Source organism: Streptomyces sp. CRCS-T-1, assembly GCF_024442335.1.
GTDB classification, from domain to species: domain Bacteria; phylum Actinomycetota; class Actinomycetes; order Streptomycetales; family Streptomycetaceae; genus Streptomyces; species Streptomyces koelreuteriae.
In genome coordinates this window covers 687863-700862 of record NZ_CP101651.1, presented here as the reverse complement: position 1 = coordinate 700862, position 13000 = coordinate 687863, and the positions used below count along the sequence as shown (strand labels likewise).

At 71.4% G+C, this 13000-nt stretch carries 10 protein-coding genes; 8 read left to right on the top strand and 2 right to left on the bottom strand.

The features are described from left to right. Positions 1 to 108 precede the first annotated feature (108 nt). A complete protein-coding gene (locus NNW99_RS03210; protein ID WP_215117067.1) occupies positions 109 to 921 on the top strand; it encodes an SAM-dependent methyltransferase in 813 nt (270 codons plus the stop codon). Continuing rightward, positions 918 to 3062, top strand: coding sequence for a bifunctional diguanylate cyclase/phosphodiesterase (locus NNW99_RS03205; RefSeq protein WP_215117066.1), 2145 nt, complete (start codon positions 918 to 920; stop codon positions 3060 to 3062). The genes NNW99_RS03210 and NNW99_RS03205 overlap by 4 nt, the downstream gene beginning before the upstream one ends. Before the next feature lie 98 nt (positions 3063 to 3160). On the opposite strand, the gene NNW99_RS03200 is transcribed toward NNW99_RS03205, so the two are convergent. Next, entirely contained in the window at positions 3161 to 4045 is an 885-nt protein-coding gene (locus NNW99_RS03200; RefSeq protein WP_215117065.1) for a LysR family transcriptional regulator, read from the bottom strand. A gap of 118 nt (positions 4046 to 4163) precedes the next feature. Between NNW99_RS03200 and NNW99_RS03195 the strand changes: the two genes are divergently transcribed. From NNW99_RS03195 to NNW99_RS03170, 6 genes are all read left to right on the top strand, one after another. Continuing rightward, positions 4164 to 4835 carry a succinate dehydrogenase gene (locus NNW99_RS03195; RefSeq protein ID WP_215117064.1) on the top strand — a complete coding sequence of 224 codons (672 nt, stop codon included), beginning with the start codon at positions 4164 to 4166 and terminating at the stop codon, positions 4833 to 4835. A 2-nt stretch (positions 4836 to 4837) separates the two neighbouring features. After that, entirely contained in the window at positions 4838 to 6787 is a 1950-nt protein-coding gene (locus NNW99_RS03190; protein WP_215117063.1) for a fumarate reductase/succinate dehydrogenase flavoprotein subunit, read from the top strand. After that, positions 6784 to 7533, top strand: a complete 750-nt coding sequence (locus NNW99_RS03185) for a succinate dehydrogenase/fumarate reductase iron-sulfur subunit (protein WP_215117062.1) — start codon at positions 6784 to 6786, stop codon at positions 7531 to 7533. Before NNW99_RS03190 ends, NNW99_RS03185 begins: the two co-directional genes overlap by 4 nt. A gap of 116 nt (positions 7534 to 7649) precedes the next feature. Then, on the top strand, positions 7650 to 8417 hold the full coding sequence (locus NNW99_RS03180) for a GNAT family N-acetyltransferase (RefSeq protein WP_215117061.1): 768 nt from the start codon (positions 7650 to 7652) through the stop codon (positions 8415 to 8417). Beyond that, on the top strand, positions 8417 to 9349 hold the full coding sequence (locus NNW99_RS03175; protein WP_215124121.1) for a 1-acyl-sn-glycerol-3-phosphate acyltransferase: 933 nt from the start codon (positions 8417 to 8419) through the stop codon (positions 9347 to 9349). The genes NNW99_RS03180 and NNW99_RS03175 overlap by 1 nt, the downstream gene beginning before the upstream one ends. A gap of 107 nt (positions 9350 to 9456) precedes the next feature. Next, positions 9457 to 10632, top strand: coding sequence for an alanine--tRNA ligase-related protein (locus NNW99_RS03170; RefSeq protein WP_215117060.1), 1176 nt, complete (start codon positions 9457 to 9459; stop codon positions 10630 to 10632). Between the two features lie 4 nt (positions 10633 to 10636). On the opposite strand, the gene NNW99_RS03165 is transcribed toward NNW99_RS03170, so the two are convergent. Continuing rightward, positions 10637 to 13000, bottom strand: coding sequence for an excinuclease ABC subunit UvrA (locus NNW99_RS03165; RefSeq protein WP_215117059.1), 2364 nt, complete (start codon positions 12998 to 13000; stop codon positions 10637 to 10639).

Below are 13000 nucleotides of genomic sequence, written 5' to 3'. Positions count from 1 at the left end.
AGGCAGTGACCGGGAACGGATGGTCAATTTCCGTTTCGGGTCGCTCCATTGGCGGGCGATCAGTAGCCTCTGCTCGAACACCGGATCGCCTACGCCTTGGAGAGATAGATGGAGCGTCCCGTCTGGGCCCCACGGAGCATCGACATCTCGGTGCCCAGCGTTTCCCGGATGTACGACTTCTATCTGGGCGGATCGCATAACTTCGAGGTCGACCGGGAAGCGGCCCGCAGGGCCATGGAGTTCCTGCCGGGACTCCCCAAGATCATGCAGGCGAACCGGGCGTTCATGCGCCGCGCCGTGCGCTGGGCGGCAGACCAGGGCATCACCCAGTTCCTGGACATCGGCTCCGGGATCCCCACCTTCGGCAATGTGCACGAGGTGGCCCAGGCAGCCAGCCCCGGCGCGCGCGTGGTGTACGTCGACCACGACCCGGTGGCCGTGGCGCACAGCCAGGCGGTCCTGGCGGGCAACGACGGCGCGGGCGTCGTCGCCGCGGATCTCCGCAAGCCCCAGGACATCCTGAACAGCCCCGAGGTGGAGCGGCTGATCGACCTGAATCAGCCAGTGGCCCTGCTTCTCGTTGCCATACTTCACTTCGTGGAAGACGAGGACGACCCGTACGGGGCGGTGGCCGAGCTGCGCCAGGCGCTCGCGCCCGGCAGCCTGCTCGTGCTCACCCATGCCTCCTACGAGGGGATCCCGCTTCCGCCGGAGCGGGCCGGGGGCGCGGTGGACGTGTACGAGGAGATCCGCAACCCGCTGATCATGCGCTCGCGCGAGGACATCGCGCGGTTCTTCGAGGGGTACGACATGGTGGAACCCGGACTGGTGGCGATGCCACGCTGGCGGCCCGACACCGCGCCGGAGGACGAGGATCCCTATGCGTTCTCCGGTTTCGCGGGCGTGGGGCGTACGGCGTGATCGCGGAACCGGACGGGCCGGAGGACAGACTGCGCAGATTCGCGACGATCTGGAGCCGGGCGGTCTTCCCGGTGACCTCGACGTCGTCGACCCGCGCGGAGTTCGAGGAGCAACTGCTGCCGCTGGCCCGGCGGCTGAGCGAGGCACTGCGGGCCCGGGCCTTCGACTCCGACGCGGGCCGGGCCGTGGGCGCCGCCCTCGTCGACGCGCACTGCACCGACCCCGAGGCACTCAGCCACACGCTGGACTGCGTGGACGCCTATCTGGTCCTGTACTGCGGCGGCGACGGCGACCAGGAGACCCTGCGGGCGCGCTGCGCGCGACTGCAGCACGCGATGTCCGCCGGCTTCGCCCGGGCGCTGCGCGAGCGGACGCTGGCCGAGCAGGAGGCCATCGCCGAGGCCGCCCTCCAGGCGCAGGGCGTGGTGGCCCAGGCCCTGCACGCGAGCGAGGCCCGCTTCCGGGCCGTCTTCGAGGGCGCGGCCATAGGCATCGGCATGGCCGACCTCGAGGGCAACATCCTCCAGGTCAACGGCGCGCTGCTGCGCATGTTCGGCATCACCGAGCACGCCTTGCGCTGCCGCAACGTCCGGGAGTGGACCCACCCCGACGACGCGCCGCAGACCTGGCGGCTCTACGACGAGCTCGTCCGCGGCGACCGGGAGCACTACCACCTGGAGAAGGCGTTCTACCGCCCCGACGGGACGGTCCTGTGGACCAATCTGACGGTCTCCCTGCTGCGCGACGCCGACGGCGAGCCGCAGTACCAGCTCGCCCTCATGGAGGACACCACCGAGCGGCGGCTGCTCAACCTGAGGCTGCGCTACGAGGCCACGCACGACGCGCTGACCGGACTGCCGAACCGCACCTTCTTCTTCGAGCGCCTGGAGAAGGCACTGGGCGCCGGGGAAGGCCAGCGGTTCGGGCTGTGCTACCTCGACCTCGACGGCTTCAAGACCATCAACGACAGCCTGGGCCACGCGGCCGGCGACCGGCTGCTGGTGGAGGTCGCCGACCGGCTGCAGTCCTGCGCCACCGCGCCCGGCGAGATGGTCGCCCGGCTCGGCGGCGACGAGTTCGTCGCGCTGACCACGGGCCCCGACACCCAGCACGAGGTCGACGAGCTCGCCGGCCGCATCATGAACGCGCTGCTCGCGCCGATCAGCGTCGACGGCCGGGATCTGACCGTGCGCGGCAGCATCGGCATCGTCGAGGGCCCGGCGGGGGAGCGCAGCCCGGCGGAGGTGCTGCGCAGCGCGGACATCACCATGTACCGGGCCAAGTCGGCGGGCGGCAACCGCTTCGAACTCGCCGACGCCGAGGCCGACGCCCGCGCCATCACCCGGCACGGACTGACCACCGCCCTGCCCACCGCGCTGGAGCGGGGCGAGTTCTTCATCGAGTACCAGCCGCTGGTCCATCTCGGCGACGGCAGTGTCCGGGGAGCCGAGGCCCTGGTGCGCTGGCTGCACCCGCAGCACGGCGTGCTCGGCCCGGACCGCTTCATCCCGCTCGCCGAGCACACCGGGCTGATCGTGCCGCTGGGCCGCTGGGTCCTGGAGCAGTCCGTACGGCAGGCCCGCGAGTGGCGGGAACTGCACGGCGGCGCGGAGGCCGTGGGCCCGCTGCGGATCAACGTCAATCTCTCGCCCTGCCAGCTGACCCACCCCGGCCTGGTCCAGGACACCGTCGACATCCTGGAACGCACCGGCATCGAGCCGAACGCGCTCTGCCTGGAGGTCACCGAGTCGGCGCTGATCGGCGCGGACGACGACCTGCTCAAGCCGCTGCGCCGGCTGGCCGAGATGGGCGTCGACATCGCCCTGGACGACTTCGGCACGGGCTACTCCAACCTCGCCAACCTGCGCCGCCTCCCGGTCAGCATCCTGAAGCTGGACCGCTCCTTCACCCAGAGCATGCAGCAGTTCCCGGCCGACCCCGTCGACCTCAAGATCGTCGAGGGAATCGTCTCCCTGGCCCACAGCCTGGACCTCGCGGTCACGGTCGAGGGCGTGGAAACAGGCGCCCAGGCCGAACAGTTGCGCATGATGGGCTGCGACACGGCCCAGGGCTGGTACTACGCCCGCCCGGGCCCCCCGGAGCGCCTGCACGAACTGGCACTTGTGGACGCCACTGGCTGAATAGGGTCTCTTGGGGGGCGCGGGGAACTGCGCGAGCAACCACAAACAACCCGCACCCCCGAACGGCGCTCACACACAACGGCGCTCCCGAATCGGCCTCACCGCTCAAGCAACATCCGCTGCAACTCCCGAGCGGCCCGAGTCGGAGCCACATCACTACGGTGCGCCAAGGCAATCGTGCGATGCAGCCCGGGCCGCGCAAGCGGCGTCACCCGCAACCCCCGCCCCGACCTCGCCGCCACCATCCGCGGCACCACAGCGACCCCCAACCCCGCCCGCACAAACCCCAACACCGCATCCATCTCCCCACCCTCCACCGCGAAGTCCGGTTCGAACCCCTCGGCCCGACACGCGGCAACGGTCAGCTCCCGCAGGTCGTACCCGTGCCGGAACATCACCATCCGCTCCCCCTCCAGATCGGCGACCCGCACGGTACGCGAGCCCCGGCCCGGCTTCGCCGCATCGGGTGAGGACACCACCACAAGATCCTCCCGCAGCAGCTCCACCGTGGTCAGCGCCGGCGACGGCGTCGGCAGCGGCAGCACGACCAGCGCCAGATCCAGCGCCCCACGCGCCAGCTCCCGCACCAGATCATGGGAGCCGCCCTCCTCGATCAGCAGCCGGATCCCCGGGTAGCGATCATGGAACGCCCGCAGCACATCCGGCAGCAGCCCCGTGCACACACTCGGCGTCGCCCCCAGCCGCACCCGCCCCTGCCGCAGCTGCGCCAGCTCCTGCACCTCCTGCCGGGCGGTGTCCGCGTCGGCCAGGATCCGCCGGGCCAGCGGCAGCAGCGCCTCCCCGGCGTCCGTGAGCGTGATGTTGCCGCGGGCACGCCGGAACAGATCCGCGCCCAGCTCCCGCTCCAGCGCCTTGATCTGCTGTGACAACGACGGCTGCGCGACATGGACCAGATCGGCGGCCCGGGTGAAGTGCCGGGTCTCGGCGACGGCCACGAAGTACTGGAGCTGTTGGAACTGCATCCTCGTACGATAGTCCCAGCCTATGGAATCAAGCCGGACCATGTCTTGGACCGATCGCCGGCGCGTCCGTAGCGTGCTGGACATGGCTCTGGCAACGAGGACGGACCGACGGCCGTCCATGGCACGCACCGTGTGGGACTCCACCCTCGGCAAGAAGACCGTGATGGCGGTCAGCGGGCTGATCATGCTGCTGTACCTGGTCGCCCACATGATCGGGAACCTGAAGATCTACTTCGGCGCGGGCGAGTTCAACGCCTACGGCCACTGGCTGCGCACCGTCGGTGAGCCGTTCATGCACTACGAGTGGACGCTCTGGCTGATCCGCGTCGTGCTCGTCGCCGCCGTCGTCGCCCACGCCACCGCCGCGTACCAGCTCAGCCGCCGCGACATCAGGGCGCGCCCGAGCAAGTACGTGCACAAGAAGCCGCGGGCCTCCTACGCCACGCGCACCATGCGCTGGGGCGGGATCATCCTCGGGCTGTTCATCGTCTGGCACATCCTGGACCTGACGACCGGTACCGCGCACCCCGGCGGCTTCCAGGAGGGCCGTCCGTACCAGAACGTCGTGGACACCTTCTCCACCTGGTACGGCAACGTCGTCTACATCGTCGCGATGCTCGCGCTCGGCCTGCACATCCGGCACGGCTTCTGGAGCGCCGCCCAGACCCTCGGCGCCGGCAGCCGCAGCCGCGACCGCGCCCTGAAGACCGTCGCCAACGTTCTCGCGCTGCTGCTCACGGCCGGTTTCATCGCCGTACCCGTGGGCGTCATGACCGGAGTGGTGAGCTGAAGATGACTTCCTACGCCGACTACGCGACCGGTGAGCCGGTCGTCGACACCAAGGCCCCGTCCGGGCCGGTCAACGAGCGCTGGGACAAGCGCCGCTTCGAAGCGAAACTCGTCAACCCCGCCAACCGGCGCAAACACACCGTCATCGTCGTCGGGACCGGCCTCGCCGGCGGCTCGGCCGGTGCCACCCTCGCCGAACAGGGCTACCACGTCGTCCAGTTCTGCTACCAGGACTCCCCGCGCCGCGCCCACTCCATCGCCGCGCAAGGAGGCATCAACGCCGCGAAGAACTACCGCAACGACGGCGACTCCGTCCACCGGCTGTTCTACGACACCGTCAAGGGCGGCGACTTCCGGGCCCGCGAGTCCAACGTCCACCGGCTGGCGCAGATCTCCGTCGAGATCATCGACCAGTGCGTGGCCCAGGGCGTGCCGTTCGCCCGTGAGTACGGCGGGCTGCTCGACACCCGCTCCTTCGGCGGCGTGCAGGTCTCGCGCACCTTCTACGCCCGAGGCCAGACGGGCCAGCAGCTCCTCCTCGGCGCCTACCAGGCCCTCAGCCGGCAGATCGCCGCCGGGAACATCGAGATGCATCCGCGCACCGAGATGCTCGACCTGATCGTGATCGACGGGCGGGCGCGCGGGATCGTCGCCCGGGACCTGATCACCGGCAGGATCGACACGTACTTCGCGGACGCCGTCGTGCTCGCCTCCGGCGGCTACGGCAACGTCTTCTACCTGTCGACGAACGCCATGAACTCCAACGCCACCGCGATCTGGCGGGCCCACCGGCGCGGCGCCCTCTTCGCCAACCCCTGCTTCACCCAGATCCACCCCACCTGCATCCCGCGCACCGGCGACCACCAGTCCAAGCTGACGCTGATGAGCGAGTCGCTGCGCAATGACGGGCGTATCTGGGTGCCGAAGGCGAAGGGGGACCAGCGGCCCCCGGCCGAGATCCCCGAGGACGAGCGCGACTACTACCTGGAGCGCATCTACCCGTCCTTCGGCAACCTCGTGCCGCGTGACATCGCCTCCCGCGCCGCGAAGAACGTGTGCGACGAGGGCCGGGGCGTCGGTCCCGGCGGCCAGGGCGTGTACCTGGACTTCGCCGACGCGATTCGGCGGATGGGCCGTAAGGCCGTCGAGGCCAAGTACGGCAACCTCTTCGACATGTACCAGCGGATCACCGACGAGGATCCGTACCGGGTGCCGATGCGGATCTACCCCGCCGTGCACTACACGATGGGCGGCCTGTGGGTCGACTACGACCTCCAGACCACCGTCCCCGGGCTGTTCGCGATCGGCGAGGCCAACTTCTCCGACCACGGCGCCAACCGGCTCGGCGCCTCCGCGCTGATGCAGGGCCTGGCCGACGGCTACTTCGTCCTCCCGGCCACCATCAACGACTACCTGGCCCGCAACCCGCACCACGACGCGGTCACCGACGAACACCCCGTCGTCCAGGAGGTGCTGGCCGAGACCCAGGACCGGCTCCACCTGCTGCTGTCCGTCGACGGCGACCGCACCCCCGACTCCTTCCACCGCGAGGTCGGCGAACTCATGTGGGAGTTCTGCGGCATGGCCCGCTCCGACGCGGGCCTGCGCAAGGCACTGGAGCGCATCCCGCAGATCCGCGAGGAGTTCTGGAGGCGCATCAAGGTGCCCGGCAGCGGCGAGGAGTTCAACCAGTCGCTGGAGAAGGCCAACCGCGTCGTCGACTATCTGGAGCTGGCCGAGCTGATGTGCCTCGACGCGCTGCACCGCGCCGAGTCCTGCGGCGGCCACTTCCGCGAGGAGTCCCAGACGCCCGACGGCGAGGCCGCCCGCAAGGACGAGGAGTTCGCCTACGCGGCCGCCTGGGAGTTCACCGGCACCGGCGAGGCCCCGGCCCTGCACAGGGAAGACCTGGCCTTCGAGTACGTCCACCCCACTCAGCGGAGCTACGCATGAAGCTCACCCTGCGCGTCTGGCGGCAGCGCAACGCAGACGCCGACGGCACGATGTCCACCTACGAGGTGGACGACATCTCGCCCGACATGTCCTTCCTGGAGATGCTCGACACGCTCAACGAGGAGCTCACCCTGCGCGGTGAGGACCCCGTGGCCTTCGACCACGACTGCCGCGAGGGCATCTGCGGTGCCTGTTCCCTGGTGATCAACGGGGATGCGCACGGGCCGGAACGCACCACGACCTGCCAGTTGCACATGCGGTCCTTCGAGGACGGCGACACGATCGACATCGAGCCGTGGCGGGCCTCCGCTTTCCCGGTCATCAAGGATCTGGTCGTGGACCGGTCCGCCTTCGACCGGATCATCCAGGCCGGCGGCTACATCACCGCACCGACGGGCGCGGCTCCCGAAGCGCATGCCACCCCGGTGCCGAAACCCGACGCCGAGCTCGCCTTCGAGCACGCGGAGTGCATCGGCTGCGGGGCCTGTGTGGCCGCCTGTCCCAACGGGGCCGCGATGCTGTTCACGTCCGCCAAGGTCAACCATCTCAATGTGCTGCCGCAGGGGGCGCCCGAGCGGGAGACGCGCGTGCTGGACATGGTGGAGCAGATGGACGAGGAGGGCTTCGGCGGCTGCACCCTAGCCGGGGAGTGCGCCACCGCCTGTCCCAAGGGAATTCCCCTCATGTCCATCACCAGCATGAACAAGGAGTGGCTGCGGGCCACGCGGAAGGTCGCCAAGCAGTAGTTCAACAGGCGCACACCCGCGCTCCTGGCACTCGTCACGCGCAGGACAGGCGGCATGGGCACAACAGGGGGCGGCGGCACCGCTCGCCGCCTCCGGCCCGTGACCAGGAGAGAGCCATGACCGGCGTACTGACCGTCGACCGTCCCGCGCAGCCCACGGCCCCCACCCGCTACACCGTCTCCCTCGCCCGCAACGAGGACGACGTGCGTGCCGCGCAGCGGCTGCGCCACGACGTCTTCGCCGGGGAACTGGGCGCCCTGCTGACCGGCCCGCAGCCGGGCCTCGACGTCGACTCGTTCGACGCGTACTGCGACCACCTGCTCGTCCGCGAGGAGACGACCGGCCAGGTCGTCGGCACCTACCGGCTGCTGCCGCCGGAGCGCGCGGCGGTCGCCGGGCGGCTGTACTCCGAGAGCGAGTTCGATCTGACCGCCCTCGGCGGGATCCGGCCGGAACTCGTCGAGGTCGGCCGCTCCTGCGTGCACCCCGACCACCGCGACGGCGCGGTCATCAGCCTCATCTGGGCCGGTATCGCCCGCTACATGGTCGACCGCGGCCACGAGTGGCTCGCCGGCTGCTGCTCCATCCCGCTCGCCGACGGCGGCGCTCTCGCCTCCGCCACCTGGGACCGGGTGAGCGACAAGCATCTGTCGCCGCGGGAGTTCCGCGTCCAGCCGCTGCTGCCGTGGATCCCGGGCCCCGCGCCCGCCGCCCGCGTCGAACTGCCCGCCCTGCTCCGCGGCTATCTGCGCCTCGGCGCCTGGGTGTGCGGCGAACCGGCCCACGACCCGGACTTCGGCGTCGCCGACCTGTATGTGCTGCTGCCGATGAGCCGGGTCAACTCGCGCTACCTGCGGCACTTCCTCTCCCTCGTGCCGGCGTGATGAGCGCCTGGCTGCCCCTCGCGCCCTGTACGCCCCGGGCCTGTGTCGAGCCGGTGACGAGGGCCGTGCCGTGGGCCGTGCTGCGGCTCACCGCCGTCGTCCTGCTCCTCCTCGCCGGGATCGCGCTGACGCCGTTCGGCGCGCGCATGCCGGCGTCCCTGGTCCGGCGGTGGTGCCGGTGGATCGTGCGGGCCGCAGGGGTCCAGGTCCGCATCACCGGCGCCGCCGCCCCCACCGGCCCCCTGCTGCTGGTCGCCAACCACATCTCCTGGCTGGACATACCGCTGCTCGCCGCCGTACGTCCCGCCCGGATGCTGGCCAAGACCGAGGTGCGGCGGTGGCCCGTCGCCGGGCCGCTGGTCGCGCGCGGCGGCGTCCTGTTCATCGACCGGGACCGGCTGCGGGCCCTGCCGGGCACCGTCGCCCGCATCGCCGAGGTGCTGCGCGAGGGCCGCGCCGTCGGGGTCTTCCCCGAGGGCAGCACCTGGTGCGGCCGCTCCCAGGGGGTGTTCCGCCGGGCCGTCTTCCAGGCCGCGCTGGACGCGGGGGCCGCCGTCCAGCCGGTGCACTTGCGGTACCGGATCGCCGACGGGCCCACCAGCACCGCGCCCGCCTTCGTCGGCGACGACACGCTGCCGGCCTCGGTCTGGCGCGTGGTGTCGGCACGCGGACTGGTGGCCCACGTGGACGTCCAGGACGTCATACCCCCGGGCGCCCACCCCGACCGGCGCTCGCTCGCCCGGGCCGCGCAGCCGACGGAGCCCGCCGAGCCGGCCTGGACGCATGCCGCGCTGGTGACCCGGCCGTACGGCGGCACGAAAAAGCCCGCGACGGTTCCGGCGCCCGCTGTTACCGTCGGATCCATGGAGGTCATCAAGCGCACCGACGCAGCAGCCGCGCGAGCGACCAGCTCACCGGCTGCCGACGCCTGACCTCGTCAATCCCTTCCCGGCGGCCGGAAACGGACCGCCAGGACCCCCGTACTCTCCGGCTTCCCTCGCGCGGTTCGTTCCGGTCCCCTGACCTCAAGGAGACCGCCATGGACACGGAGCGGACCGTACAGACGTTCAACGACTTCTTCCGTGAGCGCGGACACCGGCTGATCACCGGCAGCACGCTGCTGCCCCCGCCCTCGGACCCGGTGCTGTTCACCACGGCCGGAATGCAGCCCCTCACGCCCTATCTGCTGGGCCGCCCGCACCCCCAGGGGCGGCGGCTGGTCAACCTCCAGCGCTGTCTGCGCACCACCGACCTGGACGAGATCGGCGACACCACGCACCTGACGGTGTTCCAGATGCTCGGCTCCTGGTCACTGGGCGACTACGACCACGCCCAGTCGCTCCGCTGGGGGTACGAGCTGCTGCGGGACGGGTTCGGCATCCCGCGAGAACGCCTGCACGTCACGGTCTTCGGCGGATCGGACCAGGTCGGCCCCGACACCGAATCACTGCGCGTCTGGGAGGAGCTGGGGCTGCCGGTGGAGCGGGCCGGGCAGGAGAACTGGTGGTCCAACGGCCCGGTCGGCCCCTGCGGCCCCGACTCGGAGATCTTCGTCTGGACCGGCGAGCCCGGCACCCCGCCTGAGGGCAGCCCCGACACCGACCCCCGCTGGACGGAACTCTGGAACCACGTCCACATGCGCTACGAGCGCCACACCGACGGCACTCTCGTCCCCCTGCGGCAGCCCGGCGTCGACACGGGCATGGGACTGGAACGCCTCGTCGCCGTCCTGCAAGGACACCGGTCGGTCTACGACACGGACCTCTTCGAACCGTGGATGCGGACCGTGCCCTCGCTGTGGGGCCTGGACGGCCCGTCGACCCGCCTGGTCAGCGATCACCTGCGCGCCGCCGTCGCCGTGCTCGGCGACGGCGTACGGCCGTCCAACACCGGCCGCGGCTACGTCCTGCGCCGGCTGATCCGCCGACTCCTCACCACGCTCGGGCGCGACGATTCCTCCCGTACCCTCGCCGACCTGCCCCCGGAGCTGATCGAGCACACCCTCGACCACTTCCGCCAGTCCGTCGGCCCCGACCTCGTCCGGGAGATCCTCCTCGACGAGGAGCGGCGGTTCCGCAAACTCATCGAACGGGGACGCCGTCTGCTGTCCCGGCCCCAGTACCGGAGGCCGCTCAGCGAAGAGGACTACGGCTACCTCCACGACACCCACGGCCTGCCCCGGGACCTCGTCGCCGGACTGCTCGCCACCCGCTGACGGGCTACCCCTGTCGCTCCCGGCCGAGCGCCCGGCCCAGATAGCGGGCTGTGGCGCTCGGCTCTGCCGCCGCCACCTCCGCGGGCGGACCGGCCGCCACGATCCGGCCGCCCGCGTCGCCGCCGCCCGGGCCGAGGTCGATCACCCAGTCCGCGCGGGCGACGACGGACATGTCGTGCTCGACGACGATCACCGTGTGCCCGGCGTCGACCAGGCCGTGCAACTGGCGCATCAGCACATCCACGTCGGCCGGGTGGAGACCGGTGGTCGGCTCGTCGAGGAGGTAGAGCGTGTGGCCGCGACGGCCGCGCTGCAGCTCGCTCGCCAGCTTGATGCGCTGCGCCTCGCCGCCGGACAGCTCCGTCGCGGGCTGGCCGAGGCGCAGATAGCCGAGGCCCACGTCCAGCAGGGTGCCGAGGCTGCGGGCCACGGCCGGGGTGTCCGCGAAGAACTCCGCCGCGCTCTCCACCGTCAGATCCAGCACCTGCGCGATGTCCCGCCCCCGGTACGTCACTTCCCGCGTCTCGGTGTTGTACCGGGCCCCGCCGCAGTCCGGGCAGGGCGCGTACGTGCTCGGCAGGAACAGCAGCTCCACACTGACGAACCCCTCGCCCTGGCAGGTCTCACAGCGCCCGCCCACCACGTTGAAGGAGAACCGGCCGACCCCGAAGCCCCGTTGACGCGCCCCGTCGGTGGCCGCGAACACCCTGCGCACCACGTCGAAGAGACCGGTGTACGTCGCGAGGTTCGAGCGCGGGGTGCGCCCGATGGGCTTCTGGTCGACCGAGACCAGCCGGCCCACCCCCGCCGTGCCCGCCGCGTCCTCGGTGATCTCGCCGATGAGCGTGGACTTGCCGGAGCCCGACACCCCGGTGACCGCGGTGAACACGCCGAGCGGGAAGTCTGCGGTCACCCCGCGCAGGTTGTGCCGGGTGACCGGGCCGGTCGTCAGCCACCCGCCCGGTTCACGGACCTCCCGGGCCGGAGCGGGGGAGCGGTCGAACAGGTAGCGGGCCGTCGCCGACTCCTCGACCGCGGCCAGGTCCGCCACCGGGCCGCTGTGCAGCACCCGCCCGCCGTGCTCGCCCGCCTGCGGACCCACGTCCACCAGCCAGTCTGCGCCGCGCACGACATCGAGGTGGTGCTCCACCACGAACACCGAGTTCCCGGCCGACTTCAGCCGCTCCAGCACCGTGAGCAGTGCCTCGGTGTCCGCCGGGTGCAGCCCGGCCGACGGCTCGTCGAGGACGTAGACGACGCCGAACAGGCCCGAGCGCAGCTGGGTGGCGAGGCGCAGGCGTTGCAGTTCGCCGGCGGAGAGGGTGGGGGTGGGCCGGTCGAGGCTGAGGTAGCCGAGGCCCAGCTCGAGGACCGGTGCGATCCGGGACGTCAGGTCGGCGGTGAGGACCCGGGCGGTCTCCGATGTCCCGTCGAGACCGGAGGCCAGCTCCACCAGCGGCCGGGCGGCCAGCTCGGCGATGGTCCGGCCGCCGAACGTCACGGCGAGTGCCTCGGGGCGCAGCCGGCTTCCGCCGCAGGCCGGGCAGGGCGCACTGGCCAGGAACCGTTCGGCCTTCGTCCGCAGGGTCGGGCTCTTGGAGTCCGAGAAGGTCTTCATCACGTACCGCCGGGCGCTCATGTAGGTGCCCTGGTACGGCCGCTGGATGCGGTCCGCGTCCCGCACCGGGTGCACGGTGACGACCGGCTGCTCGTCCGTGAAGAGAATCCACTCCCGGGCCGTCGCGGGCAGTTCCCGCCACGGCCGGTCCACGTCGTGGCCGAGCGCGTCGAGGATGTCCCGCAGGTTCTTGCCCTGCCAGGCGCCCGGCCACGCGGCGACGGCCCCCTCGCGGATCGACAGCGACGGGTCGGGGACCAGCAACTCCTCGCTCGTACGGTGCACTTGCCCGAGCCCGTGGCACTCCGGGCAGGCCCCGGCCGCCGTGTTGGGCGAGAACGCGTCGGAGTCGAGGCGCTCGGCGCCGGGCGGATAGGTGCCGGCCCGGGAGAACAGCATGCGCAGCGAGTTGGAGAGGTTGGTGACGGTGCCGACGGAGGAGCGTGAGGTGGGGGCGGCGCGGCGCTGCTGGAGCGAGACGGCCGGCGGCAGACCGGTGATCTCCCCGACCTTCGGCGCGCCGACCTGGTGGATCAGCCGGCGTGCGTACGGTGCGACCGATTCGAAGTAGCGCCGCTGGGCCTCCGCGTAGATCGTGCCGAACGCCAGGGACGACTTGCCCGAGCCGGACACGCCGGTGAACACGGCCAGCACGTCCCGGGGGATGTCGACGTCGATGCCCTGAAGGTTGTGCTCGCGGGCGCCGCGGACGCGGACGTAGGGGTCGTGGGGGGTGTGGGGGTCGTGCAT